Origin of the sequence: Nostoc sp. UHCC 0302 (genome assembly GCF_038096175.1) — a bacterium.
GTDB lineage: Bacteria > Cyanobacteriota > Cyanobacteriia > Cyanobacteriales > Nostocaceae > UHCC-0302.
Genome location: NZ_CP151099.1, coordinates 4,352,370 through 4,372,718 on the forward strand (window position 1 = coordinate 4,352,370; position 20,349 = coordinate 4,372,718).

Here is a 20,349-nt window from a genome sequence, read left to right on the forward strand (position 1 = left end):
CCAATACCCAGTCCCCAGTACCCAGTCTCCAGCCCCCATTTCCCAAATTTTATGCCTACTACTACCTGGAATCGTCATCACGTTCTCTCTTTGGCTGACTTCACTACCGCTGAATATGACACTGTTTTACAAACTGCTGCTTCTTTTCAAGAAGTGTTGTCGCGGCGCACAAAGAAAGTGCCAACTTTGCAGGGGCAGGTGGTGGCGAATTTATTTTTTGAACCATCTACTCGAACACGCAGCAGTTTTGAACTCGCTGCTAAACGGTTAAGTGCGGATACACTGAACTTTGCCGCATCTACTTCTTCTATGACTAAGGGGGAGACAATTCTCGACACGGCGAAGACTTATTTAGCAATGGGAACTGATATTATGGTAGTCCGCCATAAGGAGGCAGGAGTACCAAATGCGATCGCCCAAGAGATGGATCGTCTTGGTGTACGAGTCAGTGTTCTCAATGCTGGTGATGGTCAACATGAGCATCCTTCCCAAGCACTGCTAGATGTATTTACAATTTGTACTCTAATTGACCGTGATCATCCTCGATTGGAACTTTTGAAGGGTAAAAAAATTGCCATTGTTGGGGATATTCTTCATTCTCGTGTCGCACGCTCAAATATTTGGAGTTTAATTGCTAGCGGCGCTCAAGTGCATCTCGCAGCACCACCGACTCTCTTACCCAAATTTTTTGCTGAGTATATTTCTGAGGAGTCAGGAGTTAGGAGTTCTTCTCCCTCATCTCCCAATCCCCAACTATTTTTACATTGGCAGTTAGAACCTGCTTTGCAAGATGCTGATTTTGTCATGACTCTGCGTCTGCAAAAAGAACGCATGACGGCTCATTTACTTCCAAGTTTGCGAGAATATCATCAACTGTTTGGGATTACACGCGCAAAGCTGCAACTGTGTAAGCCTAATGTTAAGGTTTTGCACCCAGGCCCCGTCAACCGTGGTGTCGAAATTAGCTCTGACCTGATGGATGATCCAGAATTTAGTCTTATTCAATCTCAAGTTACCAGCGGTGTAGCGGTTCGCATGGCATTGCTGTATTTATTAGGTAGCGGCAAGGCTTAAGTAATTTAAAATTCAAAATGGAAGAGGAGCGTTACAGCTAAAGCAATTTTATTATCTGTAACGCTCCTGTTGACAATCTCAGCATTTCGATTATTCTAGAAATATGGATAAAGATAAAGATACAGCTCGGTATGCAGATATTTTTGCTGCACTGGGATCAGAGCCTCGGCTGGATATTATGCGGCTACTGTTCGCGGCTTATCCAGACGGGATAACTGTGGGTGAAATCCAGGAAAAAATCAAGATTCCGAACTCAACGCTATCGCACCATTTAGAAAAGCTGCGGATTGAAGGATTAGTTAATAGCAGTAAAGAGAAGCAATTTCTGCGTTACTCAGCAAATGCTGAGACAATGGAGAGTTTGCTGTCTTTTTTGGCTACAGGAAAGACTAGAAGCGATCGCAATGTTGAGCCAATCAACAATATATCCACTCAGGAAGGGTTTATGTTTGAAAGATTTTTTGAGTCTATCTTTGAAAGACTTTTTGGGTTTATGTCGGGGAGATTCCACCTCAAAGGTTTTGACAGATTCACCCAAAAAGCTATCATAGCGATCAATATTGCCCAAGGAGAGTCTCGACGCTTAGGGCATCGATATGTTGGTACAGAACAAATTTTGCTAGGACTAGTTGGAGAAGGTAGCGGCTTTGCAGCACAGTTTCTGAGTTCTGTGGGGGTGAACTTAGAAAATGCTCAAATTGAAGTAGAAAAAATTATTGGTAGAGGTCAAGGATTTACGCTTGTAGATATTCCCTTTACGCCCAGAGCTAAACGAGTATTAGAACTAACAGTAGAACAGTCGCGACAACTTAATCAAAATTATATTGGTACAGAGCATCTGCTGTTAGGCATTCTCAAAGAAGGTGCAGACAGTGCAGGAAAGGGAGTAGCAATTAAGGTGCTGCAAAATCTTGGGGTAGATTTAGTTTCTTTAGAACAACGACTGCGAAGAGCGCTGACTTGAAAAGTTTCATCGCATCCTCAAATCTAGTGGAATTAGTTGCCTGCGCTCTTAGTCAGGAGTTTGTTAGTCAAGAATAAACTGCATTAGAGAAACTCGTTGCACAATTGACTAACACTTTTTTGTCACTTTGGGAGAATTCAATAGCCCAAACCGTTACGGGGCTGTAGTTTCCACTTTTCGTCTATAAATTTTAGTTTCTGTTAGAAAATAAAGCTTCAAACCTGGATTAAATCAAAATCTCAGAATTTGGTTGAGATTATTGTTTTCCAAGAGTGACAAAACAGGGCTAAGTTGTATGATGGCGATCGCAAGGAATTAGACTAATCAGGCTAAACTAACGCACCGTCTATAATTTGGCGATTCCTTCTTTCTGCTAACCACAAGTGAAATTGCCAGCTTTATAGTGCCATACTTTAAAAGTTTTTAACAACAGCATCCTTCATAAGGAATAGCTTGAGTTAGAATAAAAAACTTTCATTAAATCGCTATTTAACTTCTTTGTTCTCTAGCCCAAAATTAGCAGTATAGTGTAGATGGTTTGAAGCATTGTACAGCACTGCATTACAACCTAATTACTTGCATTCCAAAGTAAAAATTTTATTTAATCAGATAAAATTCTAGATGTAGATGTTTGACTTAAAAAAATCTAGTTTTAAGGCATAAATTTAATTTAAACTCAGTATTTAACCCAAAATACTTTCTGGTATACATACGGTTTTAGTCTCACTCTCTAGCTCTAGGAAGAATACTAGGGCTTATTTTTTAATCAGTACATTCACCCGATCGCATGAAGACAGGATTTAATCATCTGAGACAATATAACTGTAGAAGTTAAGTATTCACAAACTTCTACAAGTGTCAGAGGGCAATAGATATGAAACCGATCTTTTTCGCAGCAGCCGCTTTACTTAGTACACTCTCTTTAGCTACTCCTATCTCTGTTAAGGCTGCTGAAAACCAAGCTCAGGTAAATCGCTTGCTGGCAACTGGAGCCTGTTACGGTTGTGATTTAAGAGGTGCGAATCTTAGCAATTCTCACTTAATTGGTGCTGATTTGAGAAATGCCAATTTAAAAGGTGCTAATTTAAAAGGCGCTAATTTAGAAGGTGCTGATTTAACTGGTGCTAATTTGGAATCTGCTAATTTAACAGCAGCCTTCGCCAATGGTACTAGTTTCGAGAATGCAAATTTGACTAATGCTAATTTAAAAGACGCTCATTTACACGATGCTCAAGTAAATGGTGCAGTAATGATTGGGACTAATATCAGTGGCGCAGATGGGTTTGACATCAATCTCGGTATCGGAGGCGGAGAATGAAAGTTAAGAGTTATGAGTTATGAGTTTAAAAATGAAAACTCCTAACTCATAGTTAACTCCCAACTTTTAAATCTTACTCTCCAGTAATCGATAGTTCATCAACCCAGATTCTAGGACAAACGCCTCCTGGGGTTAACTCCACCTCTTTTTCTACATAAATAATCGACTTCAATAGTTCCAAGAAATCGCCAGCAACAGTTGCTGACTCAATGCTTGTCTTAACACCTTTGTTGATTAGCCAACCATCGAACGGTAAAGAAAAAGAACCTTGCAGAGATTTGACTCCTGCATGAAGAGCTTGTAAATCATCAATAAAAATTACATTTTCAGCAGTTTCGAGGCTGAATTCTTGCTCAGGTGTTGCTGCTCTAAAAACGTGAAAAAAATTAGGACTGACGTTTACTTTTGCACCAATACTTGCATTACCTGTTGGTTTGGCGTTCAACCTTTTGGCAGTTCCAGCACTATGAAGAAACCCTGTTAAAACGCCATTTTCAATCAGCGAAATTTGGCGAGTGGGAGTTCCTTCACCATCAAAACTTTCTGCGCCAACATTAGCTGGATGCAGTGCATCGTCATAAACTGAAAGCAGAGAAGAAGCAATTTGCTTACCTAAATCATCAGGAGTTGATAGGCTTTGGTTGTCTAAAATACTTTGAGCATTAAATAGATTAGAAAAACCACCTAATAAACTCAAAAAAGCATCAGGTGATAAAACAACTCGATATTTACCAGTCTTGATTTTTTCATAATTCAAGTGGCTGATAGTTTTCTCCGCGGTTTCTTTTATACAACCATTGATGTCTAAAGTCTCTAGACTCCGGTTGATTCTAAAAGCGCCTGCGCTACGAGGTTTTTTACCTTCTTCTTCTGTTTTGCTGTAAAGATAAACTGATGCTAAGGAATGAGATTCGGTTCTAACTGCCCCTTCGCTATTGAGATAAAATCTGTCAATATCTCTTTGCGCCAAACCGTTATAAGGCACTCCTTTAATTGCTGGATGAACTGCCAGTACTTCTTTTTCTGCTACCAGTAGTTTTTCTATCAGTTCGGCAACAGGTGCTTGGGGTGCTTTCTCCTGGGCTTTTGTTGGAATAGGAATAGTTGCCTCTGGACTAAAATCAGGGACATTTTCCTTAACACCAAAAAAACTGGCTTCGTAAGCAGTTTTCAAAGCCAATTCCAATCCATTGGGATTTACATCTGTAGTACTGGTGATACCGATTGTATTATCTTCATTCCAGACACGAACAGTAACACCAGAGCGATTTGAAGCTTTAACTTGTTTTGGCTCACCTTGGTCTACTTGTACGCTAGTTTCATCTACTGTTGAGCCATAAATGTCAAATTTTTTGATGCCAAGCTTATCAGCATTGTCTTTGGCATAACTTGCAATTTCGTTGATATTCGGCATAGTCAATTTTTGATTTTAGATTTTGCAGCGCAAAAATTTTTATTCATTTAGTGTCTTTGTGTCTTTGTGTTTTTATAGTGCATAACACTTTTTATTGACCACTTAGACACAATCAAGACACAGAGTAGCTTTCCCTAAAATAAAATTTTTAGCGTCCACCTACGGTAATAGAATCAACTTTGATATGAGGTTGTCCTACTGTGGTGTAGATACTCCCACTAACCGAGCCACAAAAACCCGGTGCAATTTCCAAATCTTGAGAACACATGGAAATTTTGTTCATAATCTCCTTGGCTTCACCAATCAGGATAGCTCCCTTTAATGGTTTGGTGATTTTGCCATTTTCAATTAAATAAGCTTCATCAACACTAAAGTTAAATTGACCTGTAGCACCAACGCTACCACCACCCATTTTTTTACAGTAAATGCCTTTATCTACCGAAGCAAATAAATTTTCAATGCTGTATTCGCCAGAATCAATATAAGTATTACGCATCCGGCTAGCAGCAGCAAAAGTATAATTCTGGCGACGTCCACTTCCAGTTCTGGGATGTCCGGTACGCCAAGAACCTGTTCTATCTGCTAAAAAGTTTTTGAGAACGCCTTTTTCAATTAACAGAGTTCTCTGAGCGGGCATACCTTCGTCATCCATATCAATCGTGCCGAAGGCATTTTCTGAACGCCCTTCATCCCAAGCTGTTAAGCTTTCGTGGGCAATTTTCTCGCCTTTTTTGTCAGCAAAGGGAGTAGTGTTGCGTTCTATCTGAGTTGTTTCTAGTAAGTGTCCACAGGCTTCGTGGAAGATGACACCACCAAAGTGATTCGCCATGATGATGGGATAAGTGCCTGATTCCACATAATCGGCGTAGAGCATTTTCCCAGCGGATTCTGCTATTTGCTCGGAGGCTCGTTGATAATCCCAGGTTCTCAAAAAGTTGGCGTCACTGGTGTTTCCAGCACGTTCACCAATAGAGGCGCGGTTAGTACCATCAGCACATAAAAGGTTAAATCCTACTGACTGAGTGAGGCGAATGTCACGAGCAAAGGTACCATCACTAGCTGCAACTAAGACTTCTTGCCAATCCCGGAAATAGGTAGCACGGCGCGATTGCACATGGCTAGCTTTTTGCTTTAAGCGAGCAGTACCATCTAGGAGGATTTCTCCCATTTCCCGAATAGAGCTACACACAGGTAACCAGGCATCTTTGCCTCTTTTAGTAGCGTAGTCTCTCAGTAATTCTAGGTTGATTTCTGGGATGAAAGCGTTAGGAGCGGGTAATTGTAATCCCAGAATAGAAAGACCTTTCTCTAAGGCTGCTTTCAAACCGGAAAAGGAAAGGTCATTGGTGCTGACGTAGCAGTCCGCTTTGCCACGAAATACTCTGACTCCAGCACCTGTAGCTAGACTGGGCGAAATACTGGTAATGGCGTCGTCTTCTGCAAGACAACTAATGTAGTTGCGATGCTCTAAAAAGAATTCGATGAAATCAGCACCAGCGGCGCGTCCTAGTCCCAAAAGGGTAGCCAGAGGGGCTTCCCAAGTTTCATCGAAACGCTCTGGCGTGGAAGAGTATTGTAGAGTGGGTAGTTGATTCGAGAGAATTAGCGTACTTGTAAGCATGGATAGCCTCGTCTGCTGGCGTTATCAGAGATTTGACTGAAAAATCCTGGTGTGTTCAGTCTAACAAATCGGCGCAAGCCCTAGTCGGCAGATAGGCAGTAGTGTTTTCCCCACTTTAGAAGCTCACTCATACCCATAAGCGCCAGTGAGGAAAAAACGAAATATTTTCAATTAACACGCTTTGGAGGGCGATCGCCATCATGTAGAGCGTAAAACTTATACGGTATTATCAATAGTGCAAAAACTATTTTACCTCGGCAACAAAGTACAACAAATGAGTTCGTATGCCTTTTGTAACAACAGTGGCGTCGAAAAGAGTTTCGGTGTGTGCAGAAGTTAAGGTTGGATTAAAATATGCAATGATTACTCAAGTGCTAACCGATGCGATCGCATCGGTTAGGCGATATTTTCTAAAAAGCAACATAGCATTAAAGCTTGCGTGTCTTAACTGCTTGAGCTGGATTACCTGTATAAATTGTCATTGGTTCTAAGGAACGCCCAGTAACTCCACCTAAAGTCAAAATTGCTCCCCGACCAACAGTTACTCCTGGCCCTATTACTGACTTGGCGGCAATCCAACTACTTTCTTCAACGTGGATAGGGGCGGTAATTAATTGAAAATTGGGATTGCTCCAGTCATGATTTCCTGTGCAGAGATAGACTCCTTGAGAAATGCAAACATGGCTTTCTATGGTGACATGAGCAAGGTTATCTATCCAGGTATCTTCTCCAAGCCACACAAAATCACCAACAGTCAACCGCCAGGGGAACTTCACTTTTACTCCTGGCTTAATGCGGACGCCTTGGCCAATTTGTGTTCCAAACCAGCGGAGTATCCAAACCTTAAAGGGTGAGATGGGGAGCCAGTAACTCTCAACCAAAGGCGACCCCACAAAATACCAAAGAAGTTGCTTCCAGTATGGTGCGCCTGGAGTATAAGTACCTAAAGTGTAGCTGTCTAAACGCATATTTATAGTCAATCAACAGTTGGATTAAAACTCGCACCTGTACGACCTGTAAAAATCCAAAGTAGAGAGCGAGCAATATCGCGAACAATATGGAGGATGGTTTCTTTGGGTCGGTCTGATGGCACAGAGAGTGGAGTGAAGGCGATACCTTGACTACCTAAAACAAGAGTAGCGATCGCTTTGGCTCTCGGCATATGAAAATCAGAAGTAATTAGGTAAAGGTGTTGAATTTGTCGTTTTTCAAAGTCAGACACTAGAGAGGTAAAGTTAGTTACAGTATCAACAGCATGAGTATCTATATGTAATTGTGTATTGGGAATATTTAGAGCTTGAAAAGTTTTACGTGTTTTTTCAGGAACTGGGGGAGAAGACACCCAAATTTCCAGAGATGGATACCATTGGGCTAGTTCGGCAGTAAATTGCTCTCTGGCTGGCTCACCACCCAAGGTAAAAAACGCTTGGGGTTGGGGTGCTTTGATTCTGGCTAGTGTTAAATTCAGGGGAATTATAAGCAGTAGGGCGAGAACAAAACCTAAAGTAGCCAAAATCCAATATTTTTTGATTAGGCAATGAAACTTTCTTCTCATCCTTACTTGCCTGTTTTCAATCTTTATTTAATATGGTTTTTAATTCTCATAATGTATGAAAAGCCTAAACACTTAATATACAATTCACGACTTGTTAGTATTTGTACTATAGTTTCAATTCTATCTAAAGAATGTTAATTTAATAATTTAATTTACCATTTTTATAGTTAGGACAAATGTCCGTAATGCACAATCACAAATATTAGGCGTAAGAAAAGCTCAAATAAAATAGCCTAAAACTACTATATTTTAGGCTATTTATTCAAAATATCATTTGCGTGTAATTATCTATTGCTTAGATATACGTTGATTATTAAACCGTATATCTTATGCAATCCTTCAAAGCCCATGTTTAATTAGGAGCATGTACACCCCTTCCATTAAAATCACTTTCCCTATTACCAAAGTAATACATAGCGAAAGGTGTACGAGAGATAATTTGCTCAATAGTAATGCCTTGAGATGCATCGGGTTGAGGTCTAATAACAGTTCCCGCAGCGTTACTATACCACTTCTCATTACTTGTGTTATTGGAGATAGTAACCCAATCAAAGTGTACTGTGCGATAAGTCCCTTTAAACGGAGAGCGTGGATGATCCCACGTTACTGGTATACCTTGTTTGATCAAATTATTAACATTTATGCAATCGCCTTGTAAAGCCGCCAGTTCAGGAATGAAACACATATCAATCCGCCTGCCAAGATTATTCGGTTTTGTGGGTTCAAAGTAACGGCTTGGGCCCATGACTTTAAAATAAGCACCTGAATCTATATTAAAGAGCTTGGTGTAACCTTTGTCAAAACCGACTTGCCCCCAATGATCTAGATACTGATCACCATTTTTGTAAAGTCCATGTCTAAATCCTGTCGACCAATCCTCACGATAATTTGAGTAGTATGCGTCACTAGCATAATAAGGTTGTTGTTTAGCTTGCTCAATGGCTTCGGTCAAACATCCCTTATCAGGAATTCTTCTTAAACTCTCATTCTCTAAAGTAGGAGATGTATCTGGGGTGAAGGTACCAACATTATGAAATCCTTCACAGGTACCTTCAAATCCGCCAGCCGCACCAAATAAATGCATTCCTCTCCATCTCATCTGAACGCCATTATTACAACTGACATAGTAGAACAGTTCATGCATATTATTGGTAAATGCATCTGCTGAATGGGTTCCCTGATGAAGCTTAGTCAGTATCTGACAGACTGGGCCAGTTCCACCACCAGGTAAACCTACTGTCACATCATTTTTAAACTCAATTTTATGACCAACATGATCCTCATGACGAGTCTTCCCCGAGTTAGTCCTAGCAAATTCCTCGTTTACATATCCAAAAGGCACTGTCCATGAAGCTAATCTTGATTCTGCCGGATTCCTACCATGTTCGTGTCCATAGGTGCAAGTTTGTCCTGTGGCAGGGTTAACATCGCTTGATGGATGCCAAGTTGGATACACTGTGTCGTCAGGCCCATACACCCAGTAAGTATCATGCAAGGATTTAGGGCAAGTATCAAATTGACTTGGTGTCCACATTCCATACGCGGAACTTAATTTCGCATTAGCTGGTGGCGGCTGACGGGTAGTTTGAGCTTGCACTAAATTTGGTGTTATGTGTAATTGCATAACAACAACCAGCAAAAGCACACAAATCCCTATTGCGAAACGGCCTACTGAACGCAGCCTTCGAGCCATATTTGCTCCTAAAAACATACAAAAAAGGCCACCTTTGGTTTGATAGCGAGAACAATGCCACTATAAACTATACAAAGGTAACTGTAACAATTTGTAATATTTAGGCTAGTATTTGCACTATACAGTTTTTACGCTGATAAGAACACTGTTTTATCCTAATAAAAAAGCTAGAAAGGCTTGACTTTACATAATTTTTATATTTGACTCAAAAAAGTTTTTCCCTAAAACTTTAGTTCCATCTGAGCGTCTAAGAGCGTTGAAAAGGTTATTAAATTTACTTATCACAAATCCATCTATACAAAGGGAGGCGATTATCAAACTTCCCTGAACGCAGAATATCGGAGCAAGTGTTGATATTACAGGGGTAACACCGTAGATTGGTCTCATAAGGAGCAGAGAATTTCCTTCACAGCGTTCTACGTTGCCGTTGAGGTATATAACTTGCTAAACGCCTAAACGCCGCAATTTCAGGATGTACCTGGCTAAAAATACGAATATTAAGTGAAGCAGCCAGGGGCAAGTTCAACATCTTCGTTAAGAACAGTATCAGAACCTGGCCAGCCAAAGTCCTCTAGTGAAGCGGGAAACACTTGTTTCAGCAAGGTTCTAGGGGTGTTGAGCAAGGAGAATAATAACAGTGTGAAATATAAGAAAATTTTTAGTTAATTTTGCTATAAGTAATCAGGGGACAAGAGCTTCATTTACTATTTAACAAATCTTCACAATATCTGCATCTATTATTAATAGACATTGACCTAATTTTTTACATCTTAAGTAGCTCAACTTTTTATTATGTAAGAATTACAAGGTAATTAGCATTCATTTATTAAGAATTGTTACTGACAATCATTGTTTCGTAACAAAATATGCATTGCAATTTTTCAAGCTCTATCAGACGAATTGCCAGCAGAATATCTGCCAAAACACACTGCTATGCATAGCACCAACCATGCCAACCATCGAGAATAACGCCCTTGATAATCAAGCAGTAAATCAAGCTCATGAGAGGAATAAGCGTGTTTAAGTAACAAGACACCCATCTAGCCTGATTTTTTGCGCCAATATATTGCTATCTCCATTAAAGAAGGAAGATTACGCAATATTGGTATGTATTTCTTAAGAATTCGTAGACCTTCCAAAAGGAACTTAATGTTATAAAAATAATTTTCTTTCATAGGTTGCGGTTGTGGCAGCTTATCATTATATATATCAATGAATAATTCCAACCATTGCTTGGAAATCAACTTATGATCGAACTTTTCTTTAACGAAGTTAATTCCATTTTCACCAAATTGTCTAGCCACTTGAGGATTATTTAATAGATACAAAATATTTCTTATTAAATCCTTATCGCTATTTCCTAGCAATCCTGTTTTTTCGTGAATTACAGTATCGAGTAATCCTAATTTAGCAGCAGATACAACTGGAGTACCACAGGCCTGGATCTCCAAGGCACTTGCTGGGCATACTTCCGTAGCACCCGTGGGATTCACAACTCCCACATCGGCATTTTGCAAAATTTCAATTTTCTCTGTGCCTAGTAAACCAGCAAAATGCACAGACTTAATTAAGTTGGCATTATCATCAGATAAAAATGGGCGTATGTAATTAGCTTCATAGCTTTCTTCAGCTATTCCCCATTTTCCTAATTTTTGATTTCGATCATAGAGTTTGCCACTTCCAATAACAATAAGCTTTGCTTCTGGCTTTTCTCTAAGGATATAAGGCCAAACTCTAGCTAGGACGTGAAAACCCTTTGCAGTAACAAGGCTTCCAAGAAAGACAACTGTATTTCCTTGCTTTAAAATTTCGTGTTTGGGAACAAAATTTTTAATATCAAATGGATCAAAAATGAGGGTTGACTTATTAAATATTCTATGGTCTCGTAATAAGTCTAGCTGTTCTTGACCTGTGCAAACATGACACTTAATTTGTGGACAATCTGATATTTGATTTAATGTAGTTATATCAAAGTAATTAGTAGAGCGGGCTATGGCTTTTATATTCAGATCACATAGTTTTTGATAAAGTTCATCTGTCCAGAGACTAAATCTAAAGATAAATAGATCGCACCCTTGTTGTTTACTTTTTTCTGCTGCATCGGCTACATTGACTGCATGATAAACATTTAATGATGATGGTAACAATTCTGTAATATTGGCAATTAATAAAATTTCAAGTTTTTCTGAATAATATTTATGTAAATAATAAGCTGTAGAGATTTCTGTAAATTGAGTTCCACCAATCCCAGGATTTCCTTTTTCTGGAAACCTTAGATCAATATTAGGATAGCCTTGATTATGAAGGTAAAATCCTACTTTTATTTTTTGTGTCATTGATGTGATTCCTATTGTGAATAAAATTTAGGTTTACTAGCTTGAAGCTAGATATTTAGTTCCTACAAGAGTGAGATAACTGATTGCAAAGCTAGAATTGTATATGATGATATGTTGCTATAAGTTTTTATTATTAAACTTTATTTATTCGCTTGCTAAAAATTTTGAATTTGTGAAAATAGTGTAATGAATTTTATCGTATATTATAAATATAATAAAATTTATATTATTAATTACTAGAATTTATTTGCTCTAATTTTTCAAACTCAATCAAGCGAATTGATAATATAATTTCAGCTAACATCCGTTGAAATGCATAGTACCAACCATGCCAGCCATCTAGAATCCCACCTTTAAGAATCAAGCAATAAATCAAGATTATGAAAGGAGCTAGAATTTTTTGTTTGCGTATACGATCGCCCCAACTCAATTCACTAACTGGAGTTTCTAGCAACTTTTTTGCCTCAATCACTAAATAGCGATCCTGTGCCCACAACCAACGGCTTAAAGATTTGCGATCATCGTGGTAGATGTAGAAAGAAAGATTTACTGATTTACCTCTAACCTGTAGTAGTTGGGTATGTCCATCATCAATGTAAATAGATTTATTTTTTCTAAACAAAAGCTGTCGAGGAGGAAGTATTGTACCCCGCAGGGGCTTACCTAAGACACAATATTTGAATCTGGCAAAGTAACCATCTGTTTGTAAATCTGGAGATAATTCCTTAATTTCAGCAATCAGCTGGTCTGAAACGACGTAATCTGCGTCAAGGGAGAGTACCCATTCCGAAGTTACTTGCTGTAACCCATAATTCCATTGTGTTGCGTGGGTATCAAATTTTCGTTGGAAAAATTGAATTTGAGGATAGGATTCTAGAATTTCTAGTGTTTCATCAGTACTGTAGCTATCAATAACAATAATTTGCTTTGCCCAGGTGAGCTTTTGAAGGCTGCGCTCAATGTTTGGTGCTTCATTATAAGTAAGGATGAGAGGAGTAATTTTCTCTAACATTTCTACTCTAAGTCTAAAATTTTAATAAAGAACCAGAATTTATTTATTATTCAAAATATTTGTATAAACCTGTTGCATTTGAGAAGCAATTTTTTCCCAAGTGTATTTTTCAAATATAAATTGATGGGCGCGATCACCCATTGCTTTTGCTTGTTCTGGGTGAGCTAAACAATCAATTAAAGCGTTGGCTATTTTATCAGCATCAATGTCAACCACCAAAGCTGCTTGAGCATTTGCAGCTTCAGGAAAGTTACAACCTGTAGTAATAACACAAGGTAGTTTTGCAGCCATCCCTTCTAAAACTGATATGCTAAAGCCTTCAGAATAGGAAGGGGCAACATAAAGGCTAGCCGATGCAAGTGCAGCATATTTGAGAGAGCCAGTGAGCATACCTGTAAAAGTAACGGCATCTAGACACCCAACTTCAGCAAAGTAGTTTTCAACAGTTTTAGAAAAACCGATATTATCTGGCCCTGCAATAATTAGATGAGTTTGAGGAAATTGTGCATATACTTTGGCAAAGGCACTAGCAAGTAAATCAAGTCCTTTTTTCGGATCAATTCGACCCAAAAATAAAATTAGTGTTTTATTACGACTATGGGGAAATTGTTGATAAAACTGTTCTACATTAGGCAATATTGCAAAATCTTGGGCGTGAATTCCATTCGGAACAACTACTAAAGGTGCTTTCAAATTGAGTGGTTCTATTCTTTTTGCTTCCGTTGACGCCAGCATTTGGATTGTACTAGCACGCTGGAGAGCAGGTTTTTCAAGTAAATTAAAGTAAAAGCGCTTTTTCCCAGCTTTATAAGCTAATGCCCAAGGTTCCAACATGCCATGAGGAGTCATAATATAGGGTATGCGGTGTATCTGACAAGCCCAATGAGCAGGTAAAACGGGATAGGAAAAAATAGCGTTAGTGTGTACTAGATGATAATCAGCAACATGCTGAAATAACCAACTAGTTAGAGACAAAGTAATTTTGTAATCGAGAAAGTTCCAATAAGGGAAGTACTGGATTCGATAATATTTTTCGTCAATCCATATTAGAGTCGGAACATCCAAACTATTAGAACCATTGGCAGTTGTAGCAACAATATCAACATTAATACCTTTTTTACCAAGTGCTTGAGCAAGCTCAATTACACTCTTTGTTGGACCCCCATAAATAGGGCCTAGAGCAGGAATAACTATAAGAATTTTCATAATATAGTTAGAGTTAGTGATGTGCTAAAGCGTATTCGACTGCCTGCATTAACCCTTGCCCAAAGTAATCTGGAGAAAATGTTTGAATATGTTCTAAGGAAGCTTTGCTCATAGCTTGTAAGTCCAATTCTCCTGAGCTAATTTTGACCATGAGTTCTGTCAATTGTGCTTGATTTTCTGGGTCAAAACCAAACCCATTTACGCCTTCTAGAACTAAATCCTCGAAACAGCCACAGCGTTTAGAAACCAGGACAGGTAAACCTGCTGCCATTGCTTCATTAACTACTAACCCCCATTGCTCTTGAATGCTGGTATGGATGAAGCAACTAGCATGAGCAAAGTAAGGAAGGAGTTCATCTTCTTTCAAAAAACCAGGAAGATGAATAAAATCTTCTAAGCCCAGATCGCCAATCTGTTGTTCTATCTGGGGACGAAGACCGCCATCGCCACAAATAACTAAATCCCATCCACTAACACCTACTAATTGTCTATAAGCTGCGTAAGATGAGATCAGAAATCGTAGATTTTTCTTTGCGACAAAACGGTTAATCGCCAAGAAATATGGTTTTTCCAAGGGAGTGAAAAGAAACTTTATTTTCTGAGGATGAAAAATATCATTACCAACTATGTCGTAACCCATGAATATAGCATTAGGAGACATACCTAACTTACTCAAATAACGTTTGTGGGGTTTTCCACCTACTAATGCTGCTTTATTTTTTTTGATAATCCATGACTTAATTGCTTCCTGCCACCAAACTCTGGGTGCATCATCTTCCTTACTCTCAGACATAACTATCGGCAGAGCATTACAACTGCGGCACCACTTTAAACCTGCTTTTGCAACAGAGAAAGACCATCCAGGCAAAAATACCACATCAGGTTGTAACTCATTCAAACAGCCTTGCAAAACTTTACCTGCAACTGATGAAAAGGTATCTCTACGAGTATCATAAATATTTGAAGCGACAGGTAACAAAGTTTTGACAGGCATGGAAAGTTCCCTAATAAAATCTCCCCATGGATGATCTAGGTTATCATCAGTGACTTGTATAGCTGTCAACTGCCATCCTTTTTGTTTGCAAACTTCATAAGCTGCTTGTAAACGGATTAAGTGATAATGCCCTATGTTAATGAATATTATGACAATATGCATTTATCGTACCTCTTAAATATGCTAAAAACAGCTAATCTTTGATAAAGAACCTGCCTGTAGAAAAATTTATTATATTTGGTTGGATGAGGAATTTAAATATTTTAAGATTTAAGAACTGTATTAAAGACATCTAAATACTTTTGTACAAATAATTCATTAGTAAAACGGCTTTTAACAACTTCTAACGATTGCCTTTGAAATTGTTGATAAGTATCCTTATTGTTAATCAATTCTAAGCAGCACTCACTGAGTAAATCTACATTATGTTCTCGAATCAAATATCCATTTTTCCCATTAGTTAGAATAGAATCAGTACCTCCCTCTACAACAGAAGCAACAACTGGAACACCATATCCCATAGCTTCCATAACTGTACGACCAAAAGCATCAGAATCTGAGTTAAAAAGTAGCAAGTTTAGACTTTTATAAAAGCTGCTCAAATCTTTTTGCCAACCAATAAATTTAACCTTTCCAGAAATACCCAATTTAGCTGCTAATACTTCTAGTTCTCCACGTAATGGTCCGTCTCCAGCAATTAGAAAAATTAATTGTTGATTATTACAGTTTGAAATTTTAGAACATACCTCAAGAAAAATATCAAATCTCTTACGCTGGATAAGCCATCCAGCATTTCCTATAACAAAAGCATTAGCTGGAATGCCCAGAGATTTACAAGCTATATCTCTTTCAGAAATAGTAGTAGCTGAACATCTCTGTGTCGAATATTCAATCAAATGAAACTTATGTTGTAATTGAGGCGCAATTTTTTTTGCTTCTTCAAGAATATATGGGGAATGATAAATAATTGCCTGATAATCAGGCTGAAATATTTGATAAAATGCTTTCCATTTAAGAAAATTAAAAAATCCTGATTTGTGACAAAAATGGATGGCTAAAACTTTTTTGCATGGATGCGATTTAACACTCATACAGCCTGTTAAAGTTGGACCAGTCACCAAAATAATGTCAGCAGAAAAGTTTTTAACTTTTTTTTTCAAATCTAAATGAGATTTATAACCAAATTTTCCTTCATAAAGGTTATCAAATACCGGAATATTAATTTCAGCAAGAATTTCTTTGCCTTCACCAGCAGAAGTTACGCTTTGTACCTGCCAATCAATACTTTTATTTTGTGTCTCTCGCATCAAAATATATGATGCTTGCTCCATTCCGCCTAAATTTAGGCACTGAATTAGATTGAGTATCCTCATTTAAAAAACCTGTTTATATATGGTATTTTCTTATTTGAAATTTAAGTTAGTGATTCAAACGATATATATTATTGAAGATGCTACTGCCTTATACTTCTCATGCTCTATCTTTTAGTATTTTGAATTACGAGTCTATCTATGGTAATTGTATTTAGTTCTAGAATAGTAGGCGACTAAGCAAACAAAACTCACTTGAAATATTGCCTCTTGCCAAAATCTTCCTATCCCATGTGTTATGCCTACCATCGCTGGACTAACCAATCCCATATACAGAAGTCTACTAGCAGTACTTTTCTGATAAACAGCAGATATCCAAAGATGTTTAAAAAAATATCCTATCAGACCAAAGACAATACATCCAAAGTAACCAAATTCCGTAAAAGAATCACCAACACCAGTAGGTGTAGTACCCCCAGGAATTTCATAGCCATATAATTTTTTAAGTGTCTCTGGTGTGACCAGCTTAAATTGTAGCGATTTTTTAAATTCAAAACCTACAATTTGCCCAGGTACATACTGAAACACTATGCTATCCCACCAGCCACTCCCATATCCATACAGACCTGTATGCTCAGTTGCATCCATTAAAAATGCTGCATTTCTTAGTTCTAGTATGTCACCTTTTTGCTGCCCTGCAAATGCTCTTTGACTTGCTGTTAATATTTCCTGCCATTTACCACTAAAAACCAAGTTCCAAAATTCACCACGTAACTCAGCAAACAAAGGAATGAGAAAAGTTATCATGACTATAGACGTGACAACTGCCCATCTCGGAGGTATATAGTGGTGAACTAGCCACAATGAAATACCTATAAAAATTATAAATGTCATTGTGGGTTGCCTACGACCTATCAGAACAGTTTGCAATGGAATATAACCAGAGAGTACTGTACAAATAAAATTAATAGCTTTTGGGCGCTTGAGTGTTTGTAAAAGAAAAATTGCAAAAGCAATGTAGATAACATTACCAAAAAAAATAAATATAGTGGCTGAAGTCCCTGACTCTAATACGCCATTACTTGCTGCTATTGTACGAGCAAGTAGAATATTAAATAAATATCCCTGAAGCATCAGGGCAAATCCTGCTCTAAATAACTTCCGCTCATCTAAAACAACATTTAGCTTTGCCAACCATTTTGGATTTGGTTTGATTTCATAACCGAGCCAGCAAGCAGCAGCGCAGAGGCATGACACCAATAATACCCTTTCTAGAGCTTCTGGAGTGATTGCTGCGCCAGGATTACTAACCAAAGAAAATGCTTGAGGCAGAATAAAGGAAAGAAACAGACTGCCCATGAAAAATGGATATTGATATATTCGTTCTACCCTAATTACACCCCAACTTAATAAACCAAGACAAATTAGAACTAGCAGATCCCGATATGTTTCAGCCATGACAGTCAGATATTATCTGGTGTAATTTATTTTCTGATTCTTTCATAACATATTTTAAATTTTCTTTAGTATTAGCTATTTGTTCAAAACTTTTTCTTAACGTGTAAATTTTTAAAAGTCTATCAGCAATTGCTTCTATGTCTCTAACGGGTATTATAAAACCATCAATTTCATCTCTGACAATAGAACCTGAGTTAGGAGTAGTAATAATAGGTAATCCCGAACTCATCGCTTCATAAGTCACCATTGCCGAGCCTTCACAAATCGAAGGTAATACAAATACATCTGCCCATGTGTATAAATCTTTAATATGAGAGCGAGAAACTCTTCCTAAAAATTCGCACACATCACTATATTCAGTAATACGCTCAGGCTTAATTTCCAAGCTACCTGCAATTTTACAAATAAAAGGTATTTTTCCTTTAATTTTTCGTAAAGCTTCTAGTAAATAGGGAATCCCCTTTCGCAGTCCAACTGATCCAGCAAATAATATTCTTAACTCGTTTCCTCGCTCTTGTGGGTTTAGAATGATTGGTTGGTGTAGACTTTTTTCATCTTTGAGACGACCTAATGAAACTACAAATATTTTGTTGGCATTAACTCCCCTAGCTATTAATGAGTTTTTAACAAAACTAGAGCCACAAATAATCTTGTCTGCCAAGTCTTGCTCACCTTGCTCTCGCTGTAATAGTTTTAAATCACCATCATTAACTATAAAAGGTGATAATGACCAACCTGGCCAACGCTCTTCCTCTTCTTGCAAAAGTTTATGCACAAGTGAACGTTCAGCTTGTGTTTGATCTAAAATACAACAGAGTCCGTGTTGTTTTGCGTATTCAAAAAATTCAATAGAGGTACTATTAAATCCATAGATAATATTGGCATTTCCTAAACCAGAATTTATGAAGCGTCGACATAATTCTTGTCCTGACCAAACATATATTTTTCCTGTTTCTTCTATTGAAGCTTTATTTATAGCTTTTAAGACTTGATAAGCTAATAATGGGAAATGAGTGACACTAGCATCTTTTAAACCTGGTTCATATCTATCTAGACCTTTTTTAAGCAAGCTTGGTAAATGTTTATAAATTATAGGATGGCGTAATAAGTTCGCTAGCGCATTATGACCAGAGTAAAAATCTGTGTAAAGTCTATCTAAAATACCCCAACGATAAAATAGGAGAGGTTCTTGATAGTGTTTTCTGGCCCCTGGTTGTGCCACTAAAACTTTTGGTTTATTCATAAATTCAATATATTAATATTAGTAATTATTCTGGTATAAAGAAGTTAATAAATTTTCATAATGAGCGCCAACTTTTTCAGGAGCATATCGTTCAAGATAAGCTGAACGAATCATTTCTGGTGACATTGACTGTTGCTCTATTAATTTTGCCATTTCCATCAAACTATTAGCAAAATTATTCGGGTTAGCAGGCTGTACTATTCTACCAAGACGAGAATCAGCTAAAATCTCTGGCAATGCACCTGCATCTGTCGCAACAATTGGTCTACCACAACCCAAAATTTCTAAAGCGGCTAGACATTGGCCTTCAATATGAGAAGTAAAAGCAAACAGATGACATGAAGCGATCGCCTCTTCTACCTGACTGTTAGAAACACTACCATGAAAAACAACGGAAGATGCAATACCAAAGTTATTGGCAAGTTGTTCCAATTGCTCGCGCAAATGACCATCACCAAATAGATGTAGGCTAGGCTGCTGATGCTGTCTATTTTTAGAGATATAAGCTTGTAAATATTTCTCTTGAAAGCAATTAAACGCTTCTAGTAACAAAGGAATATTTTTATCTTCTACTAGTCTGCCGAGAAAACCAATTTTTAATTGTTCTTTTGGGGGCAATGGTTGAAGCTTACCCGGTTGATGAGGAATATAGGGAATAATTTGAATCTGACCTTGATAGCCAATTTTCTGCAAATCATCAGTAAATTCAGATGCTTGTACTAGGATTAAATCAAATAGATTAAGCGCTTCTAAAACTTTTCTCTTTTCTGTATTTTTAGTTGGGGGTAAAGGTCTATAGGGTGTAATATAAACAAACTTTGTACGATTATCAGCTTGGAATTTGAGTTGTTTTAAAATTTTGGTGGAAAGAAGTTTACCTAAAATTACTACATCAGCTTGTTTAACTTGTTGAAGACCAATAGGTAAAAGCAACCACTCTGGTAATCCCCATCGACAACCCCATCGCCAAGAGGTACGGATAATTTTTACTTTTGCCTGTTCGATAGACTGAAGTAAGGGTGACTTTTGACCCCAACACACAAGGCGACAATCAAAATTTTTAGCTTGAAGATAACAAAGAAGATTCTTAGCGAATGTTTCGATTCCTCCTATTGGTGCAAATCCGCTAAAGTAAAAAAGTATTTTCATGA

Annotated in this window: 15 protein-coding genes and 3 pseudogenes; 4 read left to right on the forward strand and 14 right to left on the reverse strand. The window is 37.9% G+C overall.

The genetic code is table 11. From position 1 onward, the window contains the following. Nucleotides 1-51 precede the first annotated feature (51 nt). The 4 genes and pseudogenes from WKK05_RS18860 (at nucleotide 52) to WKK05_RS18875 (ending at nucleotide 3,356) form a co-directional block, all read left to right on the forward strand. Entirely contained in the window at nucleotides 52-1,074 is a 1,023-nt protein-coding gene (locus tag WKK05_RS18860) for an aspartate carbamoyltransferase catalytic subunit (protein WP_341524641.1), read from the forward strand. Between the two features lie 103 nt (nucleotides 1,075-1,177). Next, a pseudogene (locus WKK05_RS18865) lies at nucleotides 1,178-1,426 on the forward strand (metalloregulator ArsR/SmtB family transcription factor); the annotation flags it as partial. 141 nt (nucleotides 1,427-1,567) lie between these two features. Beyond that, a pseudogene (locus WKK05_RS18870) lies at nucleotides 1,568-2,035 on the forward strand (Clp protease N-terminal domain-containing protein); the annotation flags it as partial. An 877-nt stretch (nucleotides 2,036-2,912) separates the two neighbouring features. Next, the gene (locus WKK05_RS18875) at nucleotides 2,913-3,356 is read left to right on the forward strand and encodes a pentapeptide repeat-containing protein (RefSeq protein ID WP_341524642.1); all 444 of its coding nucleotides are present in this window, start codon (nucleotides 2,913-2,915) and stop codon (nucleotides 3,354-3,356) included. Between the two features lie 73 nt (nucleotides 3,357-3,429). Here WKK05_RS18875 and WKK05_RS18880 read toward each other — a convergent pair whose 3' ends face one another. The 14 genes and pseudogenes from WKK05_RS18880 to WKK05_RS18945 form a co-directional block, all read right to left on the reverse strand. After that, nucleotides 3,430-4,770, reverse strand: a complete 1,341-nt coding sequence (locus WKK05_RS18880; protein ID WP_341524643.1) for a TldD/PmbA family protein — start codon at nucleotides 4,768-4,770, stop codon at nucleotides 3,430-3,432. Nucleotides 4,771-4,918: 148 nt separating this feature from the next. Further along, a complete protein-coding gene (locus WKK05_RS18885; RefSeq protein WP_341524644.1) occupies nucleotides 4,919-6,391 on the reverse strand; it encodes a TldD/PmbA family protein in 1,473 nt (490 codons plus the stop codon). 428 nt (nucleotides 6,392-6,819) lie between these two features. After that, nucleotides 6,820-7,359 carry a WcaF family extracellular polysaccharide biosynthesis acetyltransferase gene (locus WKK05_RS18890; RefSeq protein WP_341524645.1) on the reverse strand — a complete coding sequence of 180 codons (540 nt, stop codon included), beginning with the start codon at nucleotides 7,357-7,359 and terminating at the stop codon, nucleotides 6,820-6,822. 8 nt (nucleotides 7,360-7,367) lie between these two features. Then, the gene (locus tag WKK05_RS18895) at nucleotides 7,368-7,946 is read right to left on the reverse strand and encodes a YdcF family protein (protein WP_341524646.1); all 579 of its coding nucleotides are present in this window, start codon (nucleotides 7,944-7,946) and stop codon (nucleotides 7,368-7,370) included. Nucleotides 7,947-8,298: 352 nt separating this feature from the next. Then, nucleotides 8,299-9,570: a hypothetical protein gene (locus WKK05_RS18900; RefSeq protein ID WP_341524647.1), complete on the reverse strand. Its 1,272-nt coding sequence runs from the start codon at nucleotides 9,568-9,570 to the stop codon at nucleotides 8,299-8,301. A gap of 895 nt (nucleotides 9,571-10,465) precedes the next feature. Continuing rightward, a pseudogene (locus WKK05_RS18905) lies at nucleotides 10,466-10,654 on the reverse strand (hypothetical protein); the annotation flags it as partial. Between the two features lie 25 nt (nucleotides 10,655-10,679). Continuing rightward, nucleotides 10,680-11,975 (reverse strand): glycosyltransferase family 4 protein, encoded by a 1,296-nt coding sequence (locus tag WKK05_RS18910; protein WP_341524648.1) that lies wholly within the window; start codon nucleotides 11,973-11,975, stop codon nucleotides 10,680-10,682. A gap of 229 nt (nucleotides 11,976-12,204) precedes the next feature. Beyond that, a complete protein-coding gene (locus WKK05_RS18915) occupies nucleotides 12,205-12,987 on the reverse strand; it encodes a glycosyltransferase family 2 protein (RefSeq protein WP_341524649.1) in 783 nt (260 codons plus the stop codon). A gap of 39 nt (nucleotides 12,988-13,026) precedes the next feature. Next, nucleotides 13,027-14,193: a glycosyltransferase gene (locus tag WKK05_RS18920; protein ID WP_341524650.1), complete on the reverse strand. Its 1,167-nt coding sequence runs from the start codon at nucleotides 14,191-14,193 to the stop codon at nucleotides 13,027-13,029. A 13-nt stretch (nucleotides 14,194-14,206) separates the two neighbouring features. After that, nucleotides 14,207-15,349 (reverse strand): glycosyltransferase family 4 protein, encoded by a 1,143-nt coding sequence (locus tag WKK05_RS18925; protein ID WP_341524651.1) that lies wholly within the window; start codon nucleotides 15,347-15,349, stop codon nucleotides 14,207-14,209. Between the two features lie 101 nt (nucleotides 15,350-15,450). After that, on the reverse strand, nucleotides 15,451-16,518 hold the full coding sequence (locus tag WKK05_RS18930) for a glycosyltransferase family 4 protein (protein WP_341524652.1): 1,068 nt from the start codon (nucleotides 16,516-16,518) through the stop codon (nucleotides 15,451-15,453). A gap of 174 nt (nucleotides 16,519-16,692) precedes the next feature. Beyond that, nucleotides 16,693-17,955, reverse strand: coding sequence for a hypothetical protein (locus WKK05_RS18935; protein WP_341524653.1), 1,263 nt, complete (start codon nucleotides 17,953-17,955; stop codon nucleotides 16,693-16,695). Next, a complete protein-coding gene (locus WKK05_RS18940; protein WP_341524654.1) occupies nucleotides 17,948-19,198 on the reverse strand; it encodes a glycosyltransferase family 4 protein in 1,251 nt (416 codons plus the stop codon). The genes WKK05_RS18935 and WKK05_RS18940 overlap by 8 nt, the downstream gene beginning before the upstream one ends. 18 nt (nucleotides 19,199-19,216) lie before the next feature. Further along, a complete protein-coding gene (locus WKK05_RS18945; protein WP_341524655.1) occupies nucleotides 19,217-20,347 on the reverse strand; it encodes a glycosyltransferase family 4 protein in 1,131 nt (376 codons plus the stop codon). Between the last annotated feature and the right edge of the window lie 2 nt (nucleotides 20,348-20,349).